The sequence below is a fragment of the Acinetobacter sp. AM genome (assembly GCF_003105055.1).
GTDB classification, from domain to species: Bacteria; Pseudomonadota; Gammaproteobacteria; order Pseudomonadales; family Moraxellaceae; genus Acinetobacter; species Acinetobacter tibetensis.
In genome coordinates this window covers 59,681-83,064 of sequence record NZ_QETG01000013.1, presented here as the reverse complement: position 1 = coordinate 83,064, position 23,384 = coordinate 59,681, and the positions used below count along the sequence as shown (strand labels likewise).

Here is a 23,384-nt window from a genome sequence, read left to right as displayed (position 1 = left end):
CACCCACTACAAATTTGAAGATATTGATTAAAGAATAATGCATAAAAGCCCTTATATCTTAACAAATATAAGTGCTTTTAGGGAAAAAATGTTTCGGAAATTTAGCTTTTGATTAGCTTATATTTTGCACAAGCTTTAACCATACAGATTCTATTGATTTAACAATGCCTTGTGCATCCAAGCCTGCTTGCTGCAACATCTGATTATGTGTTGCCTGATGCATAAAGTTATCTGCCAAACCTAAATTCAGCATCGGCTTAACAATCTGTGCTTGTGCCAAATATTCATTGACTGCACTACCCGCACCAGCCATCACCGCATGTTCTTCCACGGTGACAAACAATTGTGTTTGATCGGCCAAGCTTGACAACATCTGTTCATCTAAAGGTTTCACAAAGCGCATATTGACCACACGCACACCAACATCCAGTTGCTGTGCCAGACGATGTGCCGCTTCTACAGATGCGGCAACACGACTACCAAAGGCCAAAATACTGATTTGTTCATCGGCATTTTCATTCAATTGCAAAACAATTTCAGCGCGGCCAATTTCAAGCTCAGTCATGTGTTGTTGTATTTCCACCCCTAAACCATTGCCTCGCGGATAACGTACCGCAGCGGGTCCTGGATATAAATAGGCGGTATGCAACATTTGACGACATTCATTTTCATCTTTCGGCGCCATAATCACCATATTCGGTACAGTACGCATAAAGGCATAGTCATAGGCACCTGCGTGGGTCGGGCCATCCTCGCCCACCAGACCTGCACGGTCAATACCGAACGTCACATCCAAATTTTGTAATGCCACGTCATGAATCAACTGATCATAACCGCGCTGCAAGAAAGTCGAATAAATCGCGACTACAGGTTTTAAACCTTCACAGGCCATGCCCGCAGCTAAAGTCACCGCATGCTGTTCCGCAATCGCCACATCAAAGAAACGTTCTGGATATTGCTGCGCAAACTTGACCATGCCAGAACCTTCACACATGGCAGGTGTAATTGCCAGTAAACGCGAATCTTGTGCAGCTTGGTCACACAACCATTGACCAAATACATCTGAATATTTAGGCGCGGTTTGCGGCGTTACCTTGGCATTTATTTTGCTAATGGCATGGTATTTAATTTGTTCTGCTTCGGCAGCTGCAAAGCCTTTGCCTTTTTTGGTATAAACGTGAATTAAACGTGGGCCACTACGCTTTTTCAAAGCTTCAAATACATGTGCCAATTCTTTGACATTATGACCATCAAAGGGTCCGAAATAATCAAAACCAATCGCTTTAAATAGATTGTCCGCAGCTTCCGTTGCGGATTGATGCAACCGTGAATTGTACGACCATTTTGGATGCGGCTGAACATAGGCTTCACCTTGTTCTGAAATATGTACCGACTGACCACTCTCCCAAATGGCAGCCAAATGCTTGGCAAAACCACCTGTACTGCATGAAATCGACATATCGTTGTCGTTGAGCACCACCATCAAGTCAGCATTGTGAGCAACTGCATCATTCATGGCTTCAAAGGCCATTCCAGCAGTCATTGCACCATCACCCACAATCGCGACCACATCGCAAGGATTTTGTTGGTAACGACGTGCTAAGGCCATCCCCAGCCCCGCTGAAATTGCAGTAGAAGAATGCCCGACACCAAAGGTATCAAAAATCGATTCTTCACGCGCAGGAAATGCCGCCAAACCATCTTTAGCCCGAATGGTCGTTAGTAGCTCACGACGACCTGTTAAAGCTTTATGCGGGTAGGCTTGATGACCCACATCCCAAATTAGGCGATCATCTGGCGTGTTAAAACAATAATGCAGAGCAACTGTTAGCTCAATGACACCCAAGTTTGCGCCAAAATGTCCGCCGCTTTGCCCAGCTGCATACAAAATAAATTGACGTAACTCATCCGCCACTTGTGGTAGTTGATCACGCGCGAGCAAACGCAGTTGTTGTGGATGATCGATCGTATCCAGCAACGGTGTTACAGGGCGTTGAGTTGGTATTTCTGTATACAACATATGTGGCAAAGCCTTCTAAAGCCTGGCAAATCCTAAGCTAGGTAAATGGGTTACTCGATCATCGTGGGATGATATCACCTTCAATCAGCCACATTTCTGGCGATGCGTACTTGAGTACAAAACTCAATTGGCGTTTTTTGGTGCCTAGATTATCCTGAATAATATAGCTATTTATCAACTATTATCGTTCGCTTTCTACAAAAAAGAAAATCTTGCACACATTTTCAACGTGACTATTCTACTAATGTCCAAGCATTACGCTATACTTTAGTCAATTTATAAACTATTTAACGGGTTAAACAGTGCCTATAGAATTTGTCGCAACGTCTCGCCTTCCCACTGCTTTTGGTGAATTTAAAATTACGGTCTTCCAAGACCCGAAAACGGGTGAAGAACATGTGGCGCTCTCTAAAGGACTCGATACACCGCCAACGGGTCCAGTATTGGTTCGTATTCACTCGGAATGTTTGACTGGCGATGCTTTCGCCTCATTAAAATGTGACTGTGGCCCACAATTACAAGCCACGCAAAAACTGATTAATGAAGTGGGACAAGGCGTCATTCTCTACTTGCGTCAGGAAGGTCGTGGCATTGGTCTTACTAATAAAATACGTGCCTATGCCCTGCAAGATCAAGGACATGACACCGTTGATGCCAACCTCATGCTGAATTTACCTGCTGATGCACGTCGTTATGATATGTGTAGCATTATGTTGGATCATCTGAATATTAAAGAAGTCCGCTTAGTGACCAATAATCCACTCAAAATTAAAGCATTAACCGATCTTGGCATTAATGTGATTGATCGCGTGCCGCTCACTGTGGGTTTAAATCCGTTCAATGAAGATTATTTAAAAACTAAACATGAACGCATGGCACACATGTATAAAAAGGATGACTTTTAAGTCATCCTTACCTTATTTGTTCGTACACTTTCCAACCAACAACAACACTAAAATCAACTAGATGGTCATTGAGAAAATACGATTATTCGGCATTTTCCGACTTAAACGTAAATCAAACGCCATACAAATATTTCGAACAAAAGGTTTGCCTTGCTCGGTAATCTGTATGTGATCGGCTTCAATCGTTAACAAACCATCTTTTTGCATTTCTTCCAGTTGTTGTAACACCTGCGGTAATTCAGGAAATGTCTGAGCTTGATCCTGCCATGACGTCGTAAAGGTACACATTAAATTCAGAATATGTTGCCGAATGACCAAGTCTTCTTGGGTTAAGATATGCCCACGATAGACAGGGATTTCATTCTGTTCTAAACGTGCGTAATAATCTTCTAAAGTCTTTTCATTTTGCGCAAAGCTGTACCAGCTATCACTGATGGATGACAGCCCCAAACCAATCATGACTTGGGTTTTCGATGAGGTATACCCCATAAAATTACGGTGCAAATTAGCTTGTTGAAAGGCTTGATACATTTTGTCGTGCGACAAAGCAAAATGATCCATCCCAATTTCATAATATCCTTGTGCCAGCAGTTTTTTCTTGCCCTCTTCATAGAGCTGACGCTTTAAGTCATCTTTCGGTACATCCTGATCTTTAAAACCGCGTTGTCCGTTGCCCTTAATCCAAGGCACATGCGCATAACTATAAAATGCCAAGCGATCTGGACGTAACAGATTGGTTTGATCAATGGTGTGTAATACATCGGCTAAATCTTGAAAAGGCAAACCAAACACCAAATCATGCGAGATAGAGGTATAACCTATTTCCCGTGCCCACTGCGTCACTTGTTGGACATGGGCAAAGGGTTGAATGCGATGAATGGCTTTTTGCACCTTTTCGTTATAATCCTGCACCCCATAACTAACACGGCGAAAGCCCAAGTCGTACAAGGCTTGTAAATGTTCTCGCGTGGTATTGTTCGGATGCCCTTCAAAACTAAATTCATACTCTTCCGCGATTTCCGCTTGCGCCAAAATGCCTTGAATCAGTTGGGTTAAATGTTCGACCGAAAAGAAAGTCGGTGTGCCACCACCCAAATGAATTTCTTTGATGATGGGTTTTTCCACCAATAATTGACAGTACAGGTCCCATTCTTTTAACACCGCTTGGATGTAAGGCTGTTCCATCTCATGCTTTTTGGTGACGCGTTTATGGCATCCACAAAAGGTACATAGACTTTCACAAAATGGCAGATGGATATACAAACTCATGCCTTCGCGGGCATTAGATTCATTAAATGCCCGTTTTAGGCTTTGCTTCCATTGCGCCAAACTAAAATCTTGCTCTTCCCAATACGGCACAGTTGGATAACTGGTATAGCGTGGACCTGCAACATTGTACTTTTGAATAAGGGAATTGGCTTGAGTCATGGATGCCCCATCAGAATCTCTGCCTGATACAACAGGCTTGAGCCTCCTATTGTGCGGAGCTTAAATTCAGAATTCAACCTAGCCTTTTAGTCGGGATAATTTCTATGAGATCAGATAGATACTCCCCTTTAAACACACAACTCCACTCACCCAAATAAGAAAAAATCCTTAAGTTTTTTATGATTTTATGTTACACGTTAAGACAACTTTTATTATTCTTTTTAGAGGGTTGAGATGCAGCATCCAACGTCCACAGATATTCAACGTGTTCGTGATTTTCTTCTCGATTTACAAGCCCGTATTTGCGCCAGTCTAGAACAACAAGAACGTGCTGGTGGTGGAACCGCTGAATTTGTGATTGATGATTGGCAACGCCCTGAAGGCGGTGGCGGACGTTCACGCGTATTACAAAATGGTACAGTGATTGAAAAAGGCGGCGTGATGTTCTCACACATCAACATTTCCAAACTGCCTGCTTCTGCCACCGAACGTCATCCTTCGATTGCAGGTGCAAAAGCGCAAGCCATGGGCGTGTCTTTAGTGATTCATCCTAAAAACCCCAATGTGCCGACTTCACATGCCAATGTTCGTTTATTTGTAGCGGAGCCTGAAGGACAAGACCCGATTTGGTGGTTCGGAGGGGGCTTTGATCTCACCCCATTTTATCCTAATGATGAAGATGTACGGTCTTGGCATCAAACGGCGTATGACTTATGTGCTCCATTTGGCGAGGGTGTCTATGCCGAGCATAAAAAATGGTGTGATGACTATTTCTATTTAAAGCATCGTGATGAACAACGCGGTGTTGGTGGTTTATTCTTTGATGATTTAAATCAATGGGACTTTGAAACCTGTTTTAACTACATTCAAGCCGTGGGCAATGGTTACCTAAACGCTATCTTGCCAATTTTCCAAAAGAATCAAGATAAACCTTATACTGAAGCACAACGTGAATTCCAGCTTTACCGTCGTGGTCGTTATGTAGAATACAATCTGGTTTATGACCGTGGCACATTATTTGGACTACAAACAGGTGGACGAATTGAATCGATTTTGGTCAGTTTGCCTAATTTAGCTGGTTGGTCATATCGCCCTGAATGGGAGGCAGACTCTGCCGAGAAAAAACTCACGGATTATTATTTAAAACCTCAAGATTGGCTCAATCTACGCAAATAGACACACGCACTTACAATTTTGACACCTTAAGTACGCCCTTTTTTACCAGATCAGGGCGACTTATAGGTTAGATTGGTATATTTCCCTACAGACTCCCCGTAGAATGTCTTCTACAAAAAAGGTCTATTCTTTGCATTTATCAAAAATACTGTCACAGCTTTAAAACAGCATTCGCACTCTTTACGGTTTAAAAATACGTAAACTAAAAGAAGGTATTTTTAATATATTCATTTTAATGACATGAAAATCTCGTATCGTTCTGTGCCGTCATCTAAGGTCTCTAACATGTTCACAAAAAGAGTTAGTTCAACCATCATGGTTTTTTTCTGCTTTACTATTGTCTTACTCAGCTCAATCAGTACGACTATTTTTTCTGAAAGTGCGTTCAATGATAATACTTCGATCAGTATTGCCGTACTTGCAGCGATTGGCTTAGCCCTGACCACTGCAAAACTCATCTTTGATACAATTCACAATATTTGTAATCCATAAGCACTTGATTTCCACCCCAGAAAAAATGGGTTAACGCTTTAGCCTGAGTGCAATTTGCCGTATATTGAACGGCATTTCTCACATGGATTTTGTGCGATGAGCAAACAATTCGCTGTCATCGGCAACCCGATTGAACAGTCTCGTTCCCCTGAACTTCATCATGCCTTTGCAGCAAAAACAGGCATCGATCTCCATTACAGCAAACGCCTAGCCCCTCTAGATGGCTTTGAAGCCAGTGTGCAAGATTTTTTCGCTCAAGGTGGCTGTGGTATGAATGTCACTGTTCCATTTAAAGAGCAAGCCTTTGCGCAATGTCAGGTACTGACCGAGCGAGCCAAAATTGCCAAAGCCGTCAATACGCTATGGATGCAAGATGGCATACTCTATGGCGACAATACCGATGGTCAAGGTCTGGTCGATGCCATCCATGCTTTGGGTTGGTCACTCACACAAAGTCGCATCTTAATTTTAGGTGCAGGTGGAGCAACACGTGGTGTAATCTATCCTTTGGTACAAGCAGGCGCGAAAAAAATCGTGATTGCCAACCGTACCCTAGCTCGGGCAGAACAACTGGTGACAGATTTACAGCAGCATGTCCCGCAAGCTGAGCTCAGTGCAACAGCGCTCACCGCATTAACTGGAGAATTTGATTTGGTAATTAATGCCACTTCTGCCAGTTTGAGTGGTGAAGCCTTAATCCTTCCAGAACAACTGATCTTTCAGCATGCCTACGAAATGGCCTACGGCAAACCCTCCAGTTTTCTTGATCAAGCCAAAGCACGCGGTATTCCAAGTTCTGAAGGGTTTGGCATGTTAGTCGGACAAGCCATTGAAGCCTTTTCAATTTGGAATGGAGTGAAGCCTGAGTTAAAAGATTTCCTTTAATCACTCAATAACCAAAACAAATAAAAAAGCCAACCGACTGGGGTTGGCCTTTTTTTGATCTATCGCTTTATTTCAGGTGATTAACCACATCCACATAGGCTTTTTCATACAGATCATAATCCATGAAGCCATCGTGGTCTTTGCTTAACTTGGCAATGGATTTTTCCGAAAGTTTATTTTTACGATCATCGGCAAATGCTTGACCCAGTACGGCTGCCGCACTTTTTAAATTGGTAGTTTGCTCAGCATTGAGCTCATAGTCATCCTTAAATAACTCAATATAATAATCTGCAAAGATGGCTTGCGGCGTTTTGTACTGCTGAATTCGCTTGTTCCATGCCTGATATTCTTTCGCACCTTCCGAAGCTTCCTGAACAATACGCGCAGCACTATAGCCCAACTCATCAAACTGGTCTGGCTCAAGCAATTTATGCTTGTCTTTGAGTGCATTTAAGCGTGTTAACGCTTTGCCTTTCGGTTCTTCTAAACGGTCATTGAAACGGTAAGCATAGACTTCTGCAATTTCGTTTAATTCACTATTGCTATAGTGCTTCACCACTTCAGGACGGTTTGCAGACAACATCAAGACAAAGACGGATTGGTAGGTCTTAATATAAGAACCCGTGTTTGCAAAGGTTTTTTCTGCCAAGTCCGACAACTGCTGATCGAAGCTCAAACGATCTGTCTGCTCCCCATCCACAGCACTTTCAGACATGCCTAAAGACTTGGTAAAGCCAGTCACTATATTTTCTAACATTGAGCCTTTGGTGACTTCCTCAACCGATTTGGCATCGCGTAATGCTTTTTTATCAATCGGTGTGGCATGTCCATAATTCGAAACTTGCATATCGAGATTGATACCGAAGTTACCAATGCTCTCATCAGCAAATTGTAATTGATATGCCAAATCTACTGCACGACCTTGATTATCCAACGCCACATCAATAGTGACTGGCATAGCCTGCCCACTTTCCGCTAAAGCAGCCTGAATTTCAGGTTGGTGCTTGATCCAAAGCGCTTTAAACGCCTGCACATCGGTTAATTGATCGCTGACATAAGGTTCAAAAATATGCTGTACCTCTTGCATCGCCAACACTTTTTGCTCCAGTGCAGAAGCGGAAGCTGTTGATTTCGCATTGCCTTGTGCTGGTTGTAGCAACTTGACGCCGTACATATCTTGACAGTAAGTCACATCACCAATTGCGAGATGCTTTTTACTGCCCAACAACGCTTCACATGCCTGTTCCGATAAAAGTTGACTTGATGATGCTGCAGCAACTGCAACATCTTCTGCATCCGCATCGACTGCACGGGCATCTACATCGGTTTCGACGGCATCCTCAGCATCAGTATACGCGGATTCAGCGATATCGCAGGTGATCTGATCCCCCCCACAACTTGCTTCTTCAGCCTCAACCACCTCATCTGCTGCATCTTGTCCTGAATAGAGCAACTCATCCAAACGATAATTAATTAAGGTTGCTACACGCTCTGAAGATGCATAGGCTTGTGCACTTACTAATTCACTGCTTGCTACACCCGCCGCTTCTGCAGCTTTTGCGGCCTCTTCTGCTACAGTTGAAGCATCTTCACTGACGGTATCAGTTTCAACCAAGCCCATGACTCGCTGAGTAAGGTATGGTTTATTAATCTGCTCAAACAAACTCATTTGCAGCATTAAATTGCCCAAATCACCTTGGTAGCGGATTTTGTTGCGGATGCCCTGTTGTTTTTCTGATGCTGAAACATGCACACGCTGCAATTGTTTAGTATCAGCCAGTGCATAAGGCAAAGCATTCATCTGTTTCAAGTAATCGACCAGTTTAGGCACATTGACACGATCAAGATCTTGTTTATATTTGGAAAAATCTAGATATGCATAAGATGCCTGACTGTCTTTATTGACCAAGTACGGCATGAAAGCGAAATAATTGGCATAGAACTTATAATTTTGAAAATCCACCACCATTGGGAGCTTGGCTTCAACCAGTAGCGTTGGTTTTTGATATTTGGCCACCAGATTTAACGAGGCCATTTTGTCTCGATAATGTACCGAACCATCATAGCTAATTTTTAAATCATTCATAAAATTCATGAGACCAGCAGCAACGCGCGCGGACGATGAATCCGAACCTTTACTGTAAGCATACGGGTTTTGTTCCGTAACAATGGCCTCATACAAGGCCTGCTTTTCTTGTTTACTCAACGACAACTTTTGTTGTTTTAAGTACTGATCTAACTGCTTTTGAATGGCAGGGTCTAAATTCTGTGTTGAGTTCGAGGCTGGTTGAGTGCTAGTAACTTTGCCTTTACTGGTATCGAACTGGAAACCCATGTTACCGCGATAATCGTAACTCGGATATTCATACATCGCATTGACGCCAGTGACCGCTTGTTGTTCCAAAGAGGTATTGTCCAAAGAAGATGCATTCGAATTGGATTTTATGACATGCTGAGAACAACCGACCATGCTCAAACTTAAAAGACAGCAACTTAAATATTTTAAACGCATAGGTTTTTTTAAACCCCTTATTTATTTATACTTTAAGACATCAAGAAAATTGATTAAATGATCAAAAGACCGCAGATACTGTAGCAAAAAAATACAATATTTTGATAACAATTTTTACCTTAATTAGCCTTTCTGACATTTTTATTGGGCTACACTATCAATGTATTTTTATAACTAATGTGAATAATCAAATTATCGATTCAGATAATCCAAAACTATTTTTAAATTAGGATTAATATCATGCCAGCATATAAAGCTCCTTTACACGACATTCGCTTTTTAATGAATGAAGTGTTTGACTACCCTGCACATTACAAAACTTTATCCAACGGCGAACTTGCTGATGCTGACACTGTAGACATGATTCTAGAAGGTGCAGCGGATTTCTGTGAAAACGTACTCTCTCCAATTAACCAATCTGGCGATGAAGAAGGCTGTCATTTTGACAATGGTGAAGTGAAAACGCCAAAAGGTTTTAAAGAAGCCTATGACCAATTTGTCCAAGGTGGTTGGCAAGGTTTGTCTTTCCCTGAAGAGTTTGGCGGTCAGAACCTACCGCAATCTTTAAACCTGATTAAATCAGAAATGATGGGGACGGCAAACTGGTCATTTCAAATGTACCCAGGCTTAAGTGTTGGCTGTATGAACACCATTTTACAGTTTGGTACAGATGAACAAAAAAATCTGTATATGCCGAATTTGGTTGCAGGGACATGGTCAGGCACCATGTGTTTAACAGAGCCACAATGTGGTACAGATTTAGGTCAAGTCAAAACCAAGGCAGAACCAAATGCCGATGGCACTTATAGTATTTCAGGCACCAAAATCTTTATCTCTGCGGGTGAGCAAGATTTAACTGAAAACATCATTCATATCGTACTTGCGCGTCTTCCAGATGCACCTGCTGGTACCAAAGGAATTTCTCTGTTCATTGTGCCTAAATTCTTGGTGAATGAGGACAGCAGCCTGGGTGAACGCAACCCTGTGACTTGTGGTTCGATTGAACATAAGATGGGGATTCGTGCTTCTGCAACAGCCGTCTTGAACTTTGACAATGCTGTGGGTTATTTAATTGGAGAACCCAACAAAGGCTTACATGCCATGTTTACCTTTATGAATACCGCACGTATTGGTACAGCGATTCAAGGCATTGCACATGCGGAACTGTCTTTCCAAGGCGCACTGCCTTATGCCAAAGAACGCATGTCGATGCGTGCCCTTTCAGGCAAGAAAGATCCTGAAAAAGTCGCTGATGCAATTATTCACCATGCCGATGTCCGTCGCATGTTACTGACCCAAAAAGCCATTGCAGAAGGTGGTCGTGCCATGATTTATCATGCTGCACAAATTGCCGATAAAATGGCGGATGCTTTAACTCTGGGTGATACAGCCGCTTTTGAAGCAGCAGATGATCATTTAGGATTTTATACCCCAATTTTAAAAGGTTTTCTGACCGAACTCGGCTTAGAAGCAGCCAACCATGGTATGCAAGTTTATGGTGGTCACGGTTATATTAAAGAATGGGGCATGGAGCAAATTGCACGTGATGCACGTATTGCAACTTTGTATGAAGGTACCACGGGTGTGCAAGCGCTGGACTTGATTGGTCGTAAAGTTTTACTGACCTCTAAAGGTAAAGTGATTCGTGACTATACGGCTGAAATTTTAAAATTCTGTGGTCAACATGCACGCAATAAATACATGCGCCGTTTTGCGTGGGATTTAACCAAGCTTTGTGCACAGTGGAATACGTTGACTGTCCGCATTATGCTTGCAGCACGTAAAGACCGTGACATCGTATCAAGTGCTTCAGTAGACTTCTTAATGTTCTCGGGCTATGTGATGATGGCTTACTTCTGGGCACAACAAGCAGCGGTGGCTTCTGCCAAACTTGCAGCGGGTGAAGGTCAAGAAACGCCTGAATTCTATAAAGCCAAAATCAAAGTCGCTGACTTCTACTTTGAGCGTTTGTTACCTCGTACACAAGGTCATGCTGAAGCAATGGTCAATCCTTCACGTACCATGACTTCTTTGGCTGCGGAACACTTTAGTTTTGATTACTAAATTATGAATTCAATAAAAAAGACCGCCTTAGCGGTCTTTTTTATAACAAGTATTTTAGTTTTTTATTCATTTTCAGTAATATTAATCCAGCAAAGATTGAACATGCCAATACAGCCAAGCTAAATAAGGTTTGTTGATTTAAAAAATAGCCTTTTAAATGGTAAATAAAAAAAGGATGAATTAAAAAAATGGCTGTCGATAAACTTGCCAACTCTTTATTTGTCCCCAGTATGTTTTTATTGAAAAAATATAGAAAAATAATTGGTGCGGCAATAAATAAGGAAAACATCTGATCCAGGCTTTCCTTCCGACTAATGAAAAAATAATTTGCGAGTGATTCTATGATCACTAAAAAAACTACAACAATGACATGCCAAAGCTTGATCGCTATTTTATTTTTAACTGTATCCTGACATTTGTTCAGCAGAAAACCTAAGGTCAGAAAAGGAAAACTCACCCATAAAAAATTACGATGCACGGTATATGTATTTAATTCAACATCTATTTGCCCCTGAAATAAATGTAAATTACCAACTTGCTGAAGCATAAGGCCAAACAAAAATAAAACAGTGCTTCCTATAAAGAGCTTTTTCGGATTTATATTTCTACAGAAAAATAAAACAGAGCCACCCAACAACACGCCCTGAATATACCAAAGCACATAATAACCATTGTACAAAACAGAAAAATTATAGGAGAAACTTTGGGTCCACCATATGGGTAAATAAAAGATCATCCAAACGGCATACAAAATAAAAATACGTTTCAGCCATGTTTTATATCGTTGGAAATTATTGATATAAAAAAAATAATAGCCTGTAATGACTAAAAAAATAGGGACTGCTAACCTAAATATTCCCTGCACGAAAACATGGCTTAAGAGTGTCGATAGATCATAAAAAATACGGGTATGTAAAAAAACCACAGCAATGGCTAAAATGACTTTCAAAATATCAATCGATAAATTTCTTTCCATTTTCTACTCATACACGTATATAACGTTAAATTTTAAAATCAAAGAAACTCTTCCAAGACCGAATTTAAAAACACATGTCCTTGCTCGGTACATGAAATTCGAGTTTGATCTTCAACCATCAACTTTCGTGCACGTAAAGAACTTAAAAGCTCATCCAAGCCAGTAAAACTCAAACCAGTCCGTTCTGCATACAGTTTCGCGTCAACGCCTTGGTTTAAACGGAGTGCATTCATCATAAACTCAAACGGCAATTCATCTGCTTCAATGCGCTTAAACTGTACATGCTCAGCAGGAACTTTGGCTAAATAATCCTTAGGTAAACGGGTTTTTTGGAAACGATACACACCATCAGGCTGCGTAACTTTGCCATGCGCCCCTGCCCCAATCGCCAAATAATCGCCAAACTGCCAATAATTCAAATTATGTGCCGAAGGCTTTTCCTTACGCCATGCCGACACTTCATAATTGACAAAACCATGCGCTGTTAAATACGCTTCACCCTGTGCTTGAATCTCTTCCAACACATCATCAACCGGCAAAACAGGTTGGGTTCTAAAGAACACAGTGTTGGGTTCAATGGTCAGTTGATACCATGAAATATGGGTTGCACCATTGTCCACCGCCAGTTTTAAATCCAGTAGAGCTTGCTCTAAAGTTTGCTCAGGCAAACCATGCATGAGGTCGACATTAATTCGCTGAAAGCCTGCATCACGCGCCAAACCAATCGCTGAAATGGCATCGGCATTGCTGTGAATTCGTCCCAACTTGGTTAAATGTTCAGTGTTAAAACTTTGAACCCCAATCGATAGACGATTAATGCCTGCCGCCAAATAATCGGCAAAAGGGTCATGCTCTACTGTACCCGGATTGGCTTCTAAAGTTATTTCACAATCGACCTCAAAAGGCAGCAAGGCTTTTAATTGGCTAAATAACCATTGATAACCTTGCGCAGAAATCAGCGAGGGCGTTCCGCCGCCAATAAATACACTATGAATGGCTCGACCTTGAGCAAATTCAACTTGAGTCTTAAAGTCCTCCACCAAAGCCTGTAAATACTGTTGTTCTAAATCTAAAGACAGTTTGCCATCTGGCACCGCATGCGAATTAAAATCGCAATAGGGGCACTTACGCACACACCACGGCATATGAATGTATAAAGACAAGGGAATATTTGCAGGATGTAAATCAGCCAAGGAAAAGACTCTAAAGCACAGCGGTAATCTTGCATATTTTAACATGACTGCATCAAGACACTTATGAAATCTGTGTGTATTTGGATTAGACTGATAAAAAGACAAGAAGAATGAATGGTTTAAAATGATGAAAATATCGAGCCAGTTGCTGTTTTTCTTACCACTTGCATTCGGTGTTGGCATTGCCATGACCTTTCAAACCGTAATTAACAGCCAATTAAGAGAACATTTGCATTCACCATTTCAAGCTGCTTTGTTGTCCTTTGCTGTGGGGACAATAGTCTTAGCACTGTTGGTACTGTTGCAACCCGTGCCTAAACCCAATTTACAAGATTTTTCCAGTATTCCTGGATACCTATGGGTGGGTGGATGCTTAGGGGTTTATGCCATCAGTATAAGCATCTATACTGCCCCTAAATTAGGTTTTCTCACGTTCTCAGGTTTGGTTATTTTTGGTCAAATCCTGACATCGATGATTTTTGACCATTTCGGTCTACTTGGTACCGACAAAACGCCTGTGAATTGGCAGCGTTTACTTGGTGGCGTCGTAATTTTTATTGGTGTGCTTCTCACTTTACAACGCTAAATTTATTCTGACCAAGCACATAATGAAGATGAGTAATTTTTGTGTCGAATGTCATATCTACCCGCTATGAATTAAAACAACTTTTCCATTTGATGTTGCCTATTTTGATCACACAATTTGCCCAAGCTGGTTTGGGTCTGATTGATACCATTATGGCAGGTCATTTATCTGCTACAGATTTGGCCGCCATTGCGGTCGGTGTGGGATTATGGATTCCTATTATGCTGCTGTTTAGTGGCATTATGATTGCGACCACGCCACTGGTGGCGGAAGCCAAAGGCGCTCGTACGCCTGAAAAAATTGCCACCATTGCCCGACAGTCCTTATGGGTCGCTTTTATTTTAGGAATGATTGCAGGGCTGATTTTACAAGTCATGCCGTTTTTACTACCACTGTTTGGTGTGCCTGAAAGCCTGCAACCTAAAGCCAGCCTATTTTTACATGCAATTGGTTTTGGGATGCCTGCCGTGACCATGTATGCGGCGCTGCGCGGTTATTCCGAGGCTTTAGGCTATCCACGACCTGTAACAGCAATTAGCCTTCTAGCTTTAGTGGCACTAATTCCCCTGAATTTTGTGTTTATGTATGGCTTAGGTCCTGTGCCCGAATTGGGCAGTGCAGGCTGTGGTTTTGCAACAGCCATTTTACAATGGCTCATGTTCCTGACCCTTGCGACGTATATTTTTAAAAGCAACGCGTATAAAACCACACAAGTCTTTGCTTTATGGGAAAAGATAGACCCTTACTGGATCAAACGTATTTTAAAATTGGGCTTACCGATTGGCTTAGCGATTTTCTTTGAAGTCAGTATTTTCAGTACCGCAGCCATTATTCTGAGTCCACTGGGCGATACCATTGTCGCCGCCCATCAAATTGCGATCTCGATTACCTCACAATTGTTTATGATTCCAATGTCCTTAGCCATTGCACTCACCATCCGCGTGGGAACCTATTATGGTGAAAAAAACTGGGCAGCCATGCGCAGAGTACAGAAACTGGGACTGGCAACAGGAACTATTTTGGCACTGATGACCATGCTGCTGCTCTGGGTGTTTCGCGCTGAAATTATTGCGATTTATACGTCGGATTATGATGTTGCACAAATTGCGATGTATTTGGTTTTGTTCGCAATTGCCTACCAACTCATGGATGCATGGCAAGTCAGTGCTGCGGGGTGCTTGCGTGGTATGCAAGACACCAAAGGCCCAATGTGGATCACCATGATTGCCTATTGGGTAGTGGCTTTCCCAGTAGGTATTTATTTGGCACGCTTTACCTCCATGCAAGCGGCTGGCGTATGGGTAGGCTTGATTGTTGGTTTAAGTATTGCTTGTGTGCTGCTGCTTAGCCGTTTATATCTCAATAACCACCGCCTCAAACAATCGGCTTAATCAATGACTGTATTCCCTTGTAGCTCAAATGCAAGGGAATACACGCGCCTATTTTAAGTCGATCAATCGGTTGACCTGTTCATACCCCACACCATTTTGATGATCCAATTTATCTTTTTTTCATCTTGCTCTGATCTCAATTGATGAAATGCTTTTTGGCATTTTTCACTCAACAATAACCATAAAAATTGCTGATTTAAACCAAATTTCTAAGCATCTTCACGCATTTTTAACAATTTAAAATAGGCAAACTGGGTTTTAACGCCTATGATCAAAAACACTCAAGACCGAGATCTTTCCGAGGAACACTGCATGGCCAAAACGACTCGTACACCTGGTCGTCGCTTTATGAAACTTGCCAGTATGACTGCAAGTATTGCCACCAAAACCGTGTCCAATTCGATTAGAAACTTTAATGCCGATGAAGAACAAAAAAATGCGGCACGTAGCCAATTGTTTCAGGATATAGGCATTCAAATTGCGGACACACTCGGTGAGATGAAAGGTGCCGTGATGAAAGTCGGTCAAATTGCCTCACAATATAAAGATATTTTCCCGCCTGAAGTGTCACGAGCGATTGCCAAACTGCAACGCCAAGCCCCAGCCATGCCTTTTGCCGAAATCAAAAAACAACTCGAAAAAGAACTGGGCAAACCTTTAGATCAAATCTTTAAACACTTTGATGAACAGCCTTTTGCCGCGGCCTCGATTGGTCAAGTGCATAAAGCCATCTTGCCGCATGGTGAACAAGTGGTGGTAAAGGTGCAATATCCGGGGGTAGATGAAGCCTGTGAGAGTGATCTCAAGCAAGTGAGACTCGCCTTGCGTCTGATGGGGGTATTAAAGGTCGACCGCAAATTGCAGGATCGTTTATTTCAGGAAATTCAAACCAGCTTAGACAATGAACTGAATTACCAAATTGAAGCACAGAACTTGGAAGTCGCACGTACCTTCCATGAAAAACTCGACAGTAAAATTATTATTCCCAAAGTCTATCCAGACTATTCTTCTCGGCATGTCCTGACCTTAAGCCTAGAAGTTGGTGACAGTATTGAAACTGCCAGCACATGGTCACAACAAACCCGTAATGAATTAGGTCGACGCTTACTACGTGCGATTGGGCAGGAAATTTTCTATCTGAAACGCTTTCACTGCGACCCACATCCGGGCAACTTCGCCTTCCGTGAAGATGGCTGCGTGATTATTTATGATTACGGCGGTGTGAAAGTACTGTCTAATGAAATCGTGCATCATTTCAAACAATTGATCCAAGCCTCACGTCGACAGGATATTTCCGAAATTGAACAGCAACTGAATGCCTTACACGCCATTGCTGAACAAGGAAAATTTCCTGAACCGCTCTATCAAGCGTGGTTAGAAGTACTGATGCGTCCACTGACGACACAGTATGATTTTGCAGAAAATTCAGCGCATCATGATGGCATGGAACTGGTGAAATCATCACTGAAATATTGGGATGTATTTAAACCTTCTCCTGACACCTTAATGGTCAATCGCACTATCTCTGGACATTATTGGAATCTGATTCATTTAAAAGTGAATGACAATTTAAATGATGTTTTTGAAGAACTTGTCCCTTCCCCGCATATCCAATAAAACGCCATAAAAGACTGATCACGATATCAGTCTTTTTATTTAGATTATTTATGTTATATTATAACATATCAATTTGAATTCAATAAGGAGTCTAAAAATGCGTCCAAACATTCATCCTGAATATCGTGAAGTCCTGTTCCATGATACCAATGCAGATGCTTACTTTATTATTGGAAGTACCATGCATACCGCGCAGCAAAAAGAATATCAGGGACAAGTATATCCTTATGTCAGCTTAGATATTTCTAGCGCCTCACATCCGTTTTATACAGGTGAAGTCCGTCAAGCCAGCAATGAAGGTCGCGTTGCCAGCTTCAACAAACGTTTTGCACGTTTTCAACGGAATCATTAAAAATTAATTTTGCGTTAAGTTTGATGTTCTAAACTACAACTATTCAGAAGTCTAAGTCTCTATCCTCCACTTAGGCTTCTTTTTTTACTTAAGTTTTTAATGGCAATAGATGTGAAAAAATAACATAACCCACCGCCAGAAGAATCACCCCAAGAACTACACTCGAAACAGCATAGCCAATTGCCCACAGGGCTTGTCCTTCGCGCAATAAATTAAAGGTTTCTAAGCCGAAACTAGAAAATGTAGTGAAGCCCCCTAAGATGCCCACCATTAAAAATAAACGTGCATTATTCTGTAAAGTTGGATATTGCTGACTAAAGGCAAAAAATACACCTGCCAAAAAACAACCCAGCAAGTTAATACACCATGTTGCCCACGGAAAGGTCGCACTGGACTTAATGAAATAACTGCCCAAACCATAACGAGAAACAGCACCGATTGCTCCCCCCAGTGCCACTAATAGCCAATTCATGCCTTGATCATCTTCATTCAAATAAACCCTGTTATCCTCTTCCCGCCCCGTATTGTCAACGCTCGCCCTGATAAAATGATGGCAGAGCCAACATAAAAATCATCCGAATTTAGGCAAAACTTGCTATAGTCGGAACCCATTTTCTACTGTATTTGAGGACATTATGGCTCAGGACTTACTGACGCAATTACAATCTGGCGAAGCTAAATTTGCAGATGTATTGGCTTATATCGAAGCACGTTATAGCCATAGCCCAACGGCGTTCAAAAATGGACAACACCGCAATGCGGCAACTGAAAACCAAGGCAGTGCCAAAGTCTTTTCTTTTGCCAAGCTCAATGATTTAAACCCTGAGCAAACCTTGTCTTTATTTGCAGAGCACTATGCTGCAGTACTGGCAACACCTGAAGCAACAGATCATCAAAACATTCGCCAGTTCATGCAAAATGGCTGGGCTGGTATTGAGTTTGAAGGGCAAGCGTTAACTGCAAAATAATTGCTCGTTCATCAATAAAAGCACTGTTCAAAATTGTCCTTCACTTCGCGATGAAATAAAGGTTGAACAGTGCCCGAGTACATCAAATTAAGCTTTGACTTTCTCAATCCAAACAATCGATTTCACCCGAAACAACTCACATGCGCCATCTCCGGTATCCGTCGGCGTTAAAGATGAGCGCCAAACCAGATCTTTGTCTTTAATCTCGACCAAATCTCCCTGTAAGCGCACTAAATCCCCTCGTTTTACTTTTTGAATTTGCTGTGCAACCTGCGGATTGGCAGGAATAATATGCATATTCGACACCATTTGCATGGCTTGTACTGTCGACACAGGGACTTTATCCATTTTCCAATTTAGGTAACGGTCATATTGATTGACTGAAATATGACGGGCAATTTCAGGTTCTGCAAATAATCCCCAACTGACCGCATAATCAATCGGTGAAAACTTGGCTTGTTCATCATCGCTATAGGTTTTAGACCCCAAAATTCGGAAATCCCCCTTAAACGGCTGCAACACAGAAATCGATTGATCTTTAGCAATCGGTGCCAAACCTTTGGCAATATTATATTCAATCGAAGATGCCATTGAGCCTGTACTTAACATACTCAAACCCAATAATGACAGTGCAATGAGTCGAATGTTCATGGCTACCTCTTGCAATACATTTAAACCTGTTCTAGTGTCAATCTTACGCCTGAACCTCAGCTTAAAATTTGCAGAATTGGTAACAATATAGAAGAGTTTGGTCACAACCACCCAATTCAACCGTCATTTAGAGTGAACAGATACCGCCATGCTTTATCAGTTTTATCAACAACAGATTTTCCCTCACTTGCTGAATCAGGTCATGCAAACGGCCAGTTTAATGGATAAGCGGCGCGAGCTTTTACTGCCTGTTGCAGGCGAAGTGCTCGAAATAGGCTTTGGGACAGGTATCAATCTACCGTTTTATCAAAATGTAGATTTACTCTACGCCCTCGAGCCAAATCAAGATATTTTTAAATTGGCATCAAGCCGAATTTTTACAAGTGATATCGACGTGCAGCATTTACAAGCCCGTGCGGAACATATTCCCTTAGCCGATCACTCTATCGACCATGTGGTCAGTACGTGGACCTTGTGTAGCGTAAAACGACTGGATCAAGTCTTGCAAGAAATTCAACGCGTACTCAAACCCAATGGTACGCTGCATTTGGTCGAGCATGTGCTCAATACTGAGAAAAAAGGCATACGCCAATTACAACATCTCATCACGCCTATGCAAAAACGTTTAGCTGATGGCTGTCACTTAAATCGTAATATTGAACTGGCATTGCTCAAAGCTGGTTTTAGCCTGACCCAATATGATTATTTTTATGCTGAAGGCATTCCCAAAATTGGGCAGCAAATGTTGTTGGCACATGCACAAAAAGCTTCGTCTTCTTAAATGCTATCCGTCTAGTATTATTTGAGGATGTCGAGTTTAGCTATCTTCAAAGTCAATCCGAATAGTCTCAAAACGAATTCGACCTTGCTGAATGGCTTGTGCAATCGCCTGCTGACCTTTGGTTAAGCGCGCACCGCCACTTTTAATATCAATCAGCACAATCTCAATATCATCGACTTTGCCTTGCCCATCACGTAAATCGGTATAGCCATCAAAGACCACATAATCTACAGGATCACCTAAAAACTTGGCATCACTGGGTAAGTATTGAAATTCGGGCAAAATGGGCGCAAATTGTTCCGCCATTTTGCCTTTTAACACCGCACGGCTGGTATTCACACTGCGTTTTTGTGCATTGATTAATGCTTGCTGATGCTCCAGTTGTAACTCCGCAATATAGCGCTCATATTCAGCTTTAATTTTACCGTTACGGGTTTGACTTAAAATTAATGTCGTCAGTACAACACCAATACATGCCCCTATCAGCATAGCCATCCAAATCGACATGCATTCTTCCTAACTTCAAATAAATTTTGACTTACAACTTTTGTCCTGTGCCCTAGTCTTCGCACAAAAGAATGATATGCTAGGACTGAACAAAATTAAATCTCTAGGGTCATGAAAACAATTTTAATTGCCAATCAGAAAGGGGGTTGTGGGAAAACTATCACAGCGATTAGTCTTGCCGCAGCATTAGCACAAAAAGGCTATAAAGTTGCTCTGGCCGATGCTGACAATCAGAAATCAGCGCGTCAGTGGCTGAAACAACGCCCTGAAACTGCTGCCAACATTCAAAGTCTGGATTGGCGACAGGACAAATCCGTCGGTGAAAGTCCAAAAAACATTGAGTATCTGGTGATTGATGCACCGGGTGCATTATCAGACAGTCAGGCTGAACAACTAATCAGTGAAGCCCATACGATTATCACACCATTGCAGCCTTCATTTTTCGACATTGACAGTACCCGTCGTTTCTTAAAACATTTACAAGAGATCAAGCGAATTCGTAAAGGTAAAGTGCAGATTTTACTGTTGGCCAACCGCGTTAAAGCCAATACATCGGGTTCAAAAGAAATTCAGGATTTTTTCAGCAAAATTGAGCAACAACCTGTCGCATGGATTTCAGAACGTACCGCTTATGGGCAACTGGCTATGCAAGGTTTAACCGTATTTGATAAATCTCAGAAAAACTATTTAACCCTGCAAAGTCAATGGCAGCCTGTATTGAACGCCATTATTGATGATCCAAGCGAGTGGTTCTGATTTTTCAGGATAATACGCGACCCCGTCGAGATTATGTGAAACTTACCGAGCACTCATTTTCGAGTGTGCTGTTTTCGGTTAAGATGAGTTTGCCCCTTAATATTGATCAGTGAAGATAGTGCAACAATACGCGCCTACAATACAGAAAGTCTTGTTATTTGGATTGTTTTTTATCCTGATGTTTTTGGGCTTTCATGTGCTCAAATACTTTATTGTGCCTGTACTGTGGGCCACGATTATTGCCTATATGACTTGGCCCCTGTACCAGTCCATTTACCGTTCCTGTGGTCAACGCTCTACCCTCAGCGCAACACTGATGATCTTATTCATTATTTTGGTGATTGGTATCCCACTCACCTTTGCCATTTTTATTTTGCAGCATGAAGGACGTAATCTTTATTACGAACTACAAAAACAAGTTTTTTCTGGGCATTTTAATGTGCCTCAATTTATCCGTGACCTACCTGTGATTGGCAAAGAAATTACACGGACTCTCAAAGAATTAAATCAAGACCCAAACAGTATTATTCAGAATATTTCCAATTGGATTCAAGGTCATCTGAATTATGGCAAATTTGTACTGAATGAAATTAGTAAAAATATTATTAAACTGTGTTTCGCCATCATGTCGCTGTTTTTCTTTTACCGTGATGGACAAACCATTTTAAATCAGGTCAGTAAAGCGCTGGAAATGGTCATTGGTCCACGCGTACACCATTATATTGATACCATCTCCGAAACTACACGCGCTGTGGTCTATGGCGTAGGTTTAACTGCCGTTGCACAGTCATTTTTAGCAGGTCTGAGCTATTTGGTTGCAGGTGTGCCGAATCCAATGGTACTGACCATTATTACCTTCTTATTGGCACTCATTCCCTTCGGTCCTCCTTTGGCCTATACCTCTGTTGCTCTATGGCTGTTTGCTCAGGGACAAACCATTGAAGCGATTGGTGTTATGGCGTGGGGGGTCTGTATTGTGAGTACTGCGGACAATGTCATTCGTCCTTTGGTCATTTCTGGTGCAACCCAAATTCCATTCTTACTCATTATGTTTGGGGTATTGGGTGGTATTGCCAGCTTCGGTTTGGTTGGACTCTTTATTGGCCCCGTAATTTTAGCGGTGTTGCTCGCAATTTGGCGTGAATGGCTACATGAAACCCATGAAGAAGTAGCACTCATGATGCCTAAAGCAAGTCTCGCTTACGATCTGGATAATGACTTTGATCCCCCCAAAGATCCTCCTCAATAAGATCTCATCTTAAAGCCAGTGATATGCCAACTGGCTTTTTTATTGATAAAACTTATACATTCTCAAACGCAATCAATACCTTATTCAGGCTGAATCTCTGATTGAATAGTGATCACCTTCATGTATCACAGAATAAGGAACATCGATGCGAACTGCTTACTTCAATACTGGGGTACTCTCACTATGTACTGCTCTGCTGATTGCAGGTTGTAGCACAACACCAACCCCATCCACATCCAATGTGCGTACTGTTCAGTTAAACAGTGTTTCTGCCCAAGGCATTGGTGCTTCGGTGGGAAGCGTGACCTTACAAGACAGCCCAGTCGGCTTAATCATTCAAACACAGTTAACCAACCTGCCTGCTGGCCCTCATGGCTTCCATATCCATGAAAAAGGCTCCTGTGAACCTGCTGAAAAAGACGGAAAAATGGTCGCCGCTTTAGCCGCGGGCGGACATTACAATCCAACTCAAGTTGCCCACCATGGAACCCCAATGACGGGTCATATGGGTGATTTACCGGTGTTACATGTTAATTCTGCGGGACAATCGCAACTCAAACTGATTGCACCACGCTTAAAACTGGCAGATGTTCAAGGGCATGCCCTGATGATTCATGCAGGTAGTGATAATTATGCCGATCAGCCTAAACCTTTGGGCGGTGGTGGAGAACGCATTGCCTGTGGCGTCATTTAAGTCCCACTGTGGATAAGTTCAGGGTTATACACAATGCCGAACAAAGCATAAATGTACTGTTGATAAACCAAAACTTATCCACAATTCTGTCCTACACATGCCTTAACCAATGTAAATTTTTGCTTTAACTGCTGCGTCTTCATACAGAACTGCCGTTTAAAGCAAAACGAAAAGATCAATC

Annotated in this window: 22 protein-coding genes; 14 read left to right on the top strand and 8 right to left on the bottom strand. The window is 42.0% G+C overall.

The window, feature by feature from the left end; translation table 11 throughout:
• Positions 1 to 112: 112 nt before the first annotated feature.
• Positions 113 to 2,020 carry a 1-deoxy-D-xylulose-5-phosphate synthase gene (gene dxs, locus DCO44_RS08860; RefSeq protein WP_116761079.1) on the bottom strand — a complete coding sequence of 636 codons (1,908 nt, stop codon included), beginning with the start codon at positions 2,018 to 2,020 and terminating at the stop codon, positions 113 to 115.
• 302 nt (positions 2,021 to 2,322) lie between these two features.
• On the opposite strand from dxs, the gene ribA reads away from it, so the two are divergent.
• Entirely contained in the window at positions 2,323 to 2,925 is a 603-nt protein-coding gene (ribA, locus tag DCO44_RS08855; RefSeq protein WP_016168634.1) for a GTP cyclohydrolase II, read from the top strand.
• Positions 2,926 to 2,982: 57 nt separating this feature from the next.
• On the opposite strand, the gene hemN is transcribed toward ribA, so the two are convergent.
• Positions 2,983 to 4,353: an oxygen-independent coproporphyrinogen III oxidase gene (gene hemN, locus DCO44_RS08850; protein WP_116761077.1), complete on the bottom strand. Its 1,371-nt coding sequence runs from the start codon at positions 4,351 to 4,353 to the stop codon at positions 2,983 to 2,985.
• A gap of 234 nt (positions 4,354 to 4,587) precedes the next feature.
• Here hemN and hemF point away from each other — a divergent pair, with 234 nt between their 5' ends.
• From hemF to aroE, 3 genes are all read left to right on the top strand, one after another.
• Complete coding sequence (gene hemF, locus DCO44_RS08845) at positions 4,588 to 5,529, top strand: oxygen-dependent coproporphyrinogen oxidase (RefSeq protein WP_116761075.1); 942 nt, start codon at positions 4,588 to 4,590, stop codon at positions 5,527 to 5,529.
• 285 nt (positions 5,530 to 5,814) lie between these two features.
• On the top strand, positions 5,815 to 6,021 hold the full coding sequence (locus tag DCO44_RS08840) for a hypothetical protein (protein WP_116761073.1): 207 nt from the start codon (positions 5,815 to 5,817) through the stop codon (positions 6,019 to 6,021).
• A gap of 96 nt (positions 6,022 to 6,117) precedes the next feature.
• Positions 6,118 to 6,906, top strand: a complete 789-nt coding sequence (aroE, locus tag DCO44_RS08835) for a shikimate dehydrogenase (protein WP_116761071.1) — start codon at positions 6,118 to 6,120, stop codon at positions 6,904 to 6,906.
• Between the two features lie 67 nt (positions 6,907 to 6,973).
• On the opposite strand, the gene DCO44_RS08830 is transcribed toward aroE, so the two are convergent.
• Positions 6,974 to 9,376, bottom strand: a complete 2,403-nt coding sequence (locus DCO44_RS08830) for a hypothetical protein (RefSeq protein ID WP_133243153.1) — start codon at positions 9,374 to 9,376, stop codon at positions 6,974 to 6,976.
• A 282-nt stretch (positions 9,377 to 9,658) separates the two neighbouring features.
• On the opposite strand from DCO44_RS08830, the gene DCO44_RS08825 reads away from it, so the two are divergent.
• Positions 9,659 to 11,482: an acyl-CoA dehydrogenase C-terminal domain-containing protein gene (locus DCO44_RS08825; protein ID WP_116761067.1), complete on the top strand. Its 1,824-nt coding sequence runs from the start codon at positions 9,659 to 9,661 to the stop codon at positions 11,480 to 11,482.
• A 40-nt stretch (positions 11,483 to 11,522) separates the two neighbouring features.
• On the opposite strand, the gene DCO44_RS08820 is transcribed toward DCO44_RS08825, so the two are convergent.
• Together DCO44_RS08820 and hemW are read right to left on the bottom strand one after the other, a co-directional pair.
• Positions 11,523 to 12,458 (bottom strand): acyltransferase family protein, encoded by a 936-nt coding sequence (locus DCO44_RS08820; protein WP_116761065.1) that lies wholly within the window; start codon positions 12,456 to 12,458, stop codon positions 11,523 to 11,525.
• Positions 12,459 to 12,496: 38 nt separating this feature from the next.
• Positions 12,497 to 13,651, bottom strand: a complete 1,155-nt coding sequence (hemW, locus tag DCO44_RS08815) for a radical SAM family heme chaperone HemW (protein WP_116761063.1) — start codon at positions 13,649 to 13,651, stop codon at positions 12,497 to 12,499.
• Between the two features lie 124 nt (positions 13,652 to 13,775).
• Between hemW and DCO44_RS08810 the strand changes: the two genes are divergently transcribed.
• The 4 genes from DCO44_RS08810 (at position 13,776) to DCO44_RS08795 (ending at position 17,597) form a co-directional block, all read left to right on the top strand.
• Positions 13,776 to 14,237, top strand: a complete 462-nt coding sequence (locus tag DCO44_RS08810) for a DMT family transporter (protein WP_116761061.1) — start codon at positions 13,776 to 13,778, stop codon at positions 14,235 to 14,237.
• A 92-nt stretch (positions 14,238 to 14,329) separates the two neighbouring features.
• Entirely contained in the window at positions 14,330 to 15,628 is a 1,299-nt protein-coding gene (locus tag DCO44_RS08805; protein WP_165815701.1) for an MATE family efflux transporter, read from the top strand.
• Between the two features lie 312 nt (positions 15,629 to 15,940).
• The gene (locus tag DCO44_RS08800) at positions 15,941 to 17,245 is read left to right on the top strand and encodes an ABC1 kinase family protein (protein WP_116761057.1); all 1,305 of its coding nucleotides are present in this window, start codon (positions 15,941 to 15,943) and stop codon (positions 17,243 to 17,245) included.
• Between the two features lie 97 nt (positions 17,246 to 17,342).
• Positions 17,343 to 17,597: a type B 50S ribosomal protein L31 gene (locus tag DCO44_RS08795; protein ID WP_116761055.1), complete on the top strand. Its 255-nt coding sequence runs from the start codon at positions 17,343 to 17,345 to the stop codon at positions 17,595 to 17,597.
• An 88-nt stretch (positions 17,598 to 17,685) separates the two neighbouring features.
• On the opposite strand, the gene crcB is transcribed toward DCO44_RS08795, so the two are convergent.
• Positions 17,686 to 18,069 (bottom strand): fluoride efflux transporter CrcB, encoded by a 384-nt coding sequence (crcB, locus tag DCO44_RS08790; RefSeq protein ID WP_116761116.1) that lies wholly within the window; start codon positions 18,067 to 18,069, stop codon positions 17,686 to 17,688.
• Positions 18,070 to 18,232: 163 nt separating this feature from the next.
• Between crcB and DCO44_RS08785 the strand changes: the two genes are divergently transcribed.
• The gene (locus tag DCO44_RS08785) at positions 18,233 to 18,565 is read left to right on the top strand and encodes a HopJ type III effector protein (protein ID WP_116761053.1); all 333 of its coding nucleotides are present in this window, start codon (positions 18,233 to 18,235) and stop codon (positions 18,563 to 18,565) included.
• A gap of 87 nt (positions 18,566 to 18,652) precedes the next feature.
• Here DCO44_RS08785 and DCO44_RS08780 read toward each other — a convergent pair whose 3' ends face one another.
• On the bottom strand, positions 18,653 to 19,174 hold the full coding sequence (locus DCO44_RS08780; protein WP_228157535.1) for a hypothetical protein: 522 nt from the start codon (positions 19,172 to 19,174) through the stop codon (positions 18,653 to 18,655).
• A 190-nt stretch (positions 19,175 to 19,364) separates the two neighbouring features.
• Here DCO44_RS08780 and DCO44_RS08775 point away from each other — a divergent pair, with 190 nt between their 5' ends.
• Positions 19,365 to 19,997: a class I SAM-dependent methyltransferase gene (locus DCO44_RS08775; RefSeq protein ID WP_116761048.1), complete on the top strand. Its 633-nt coding sequence runs from the start codon at positions 19,365 to 19,367 to the stop codon at positions 19,995 to 19,997.
• Positions 19,998 to 20,033: 36 nt separating this feature from the next.
• Here the strand turns inward: DCO44_RS08775 and DCO44_RS08770 are convergent, their stop codons facing one another.
• On the bottom strand, positions 20,034 to 20,504 hold the full coding sequence (locus DCO44_RS08770; RefSeq protein WP_116761046.1) for a Holliday junction resolvase-like protein: 471 nt from the start codon (positions 20,502 to 20,504) through the stop codon (positions 20,034 to 20,036).
• 111 nt (positions 20,505 to 20,615) lie between these two features.
• Between DCO44_RS08770 and DCO44_RS08765 the strand changes: the two genes are divergently transcribed.
• From DCO44_RS08765 to sodC, 3 genes are all read left to right on the top strand, one after another.
• Positions 20,616 to 21,260 carry a ParA family protein gene (locus DCO44_RS08765; protein ID WP_116761044.1) on the top strand — a complete coding sequence of 215 codons (645 nt, stop codon included), beginning with the start codon at positions 20,616 to 20,618 and terminating at the stop codon, positions 21,258 to 21,260.
• Positions 21,261 to 21,378: 118 nt separating this feature from the next.
• On the top strand, positions 21,379 to 22,509 hold the full coding sequence (locus tag DCO44_RS08760) for an AI-2E family transporter (protein ID WP_116761042.1): 1,131 nt from the start codon (positions 21,379 to 21,381) through the stop codon (positions 22,507 to 22,509).
• Between the two features lie 145 nt (positions 22,510 to 22,654).
• A complete protein-coding gene (sodC, locus tag DCO44_RS08755; RefSeq protein ID WP_116761040.1) occupies positions 22,655 to 23,203 on the top strand; it encodes a superoxide dismutase family protein in 549 nt (182 codons plus the stop codon).
• The last annotated feature ends 181 nt before the right edge of the window (positions 23,204 to 23,384 follow it).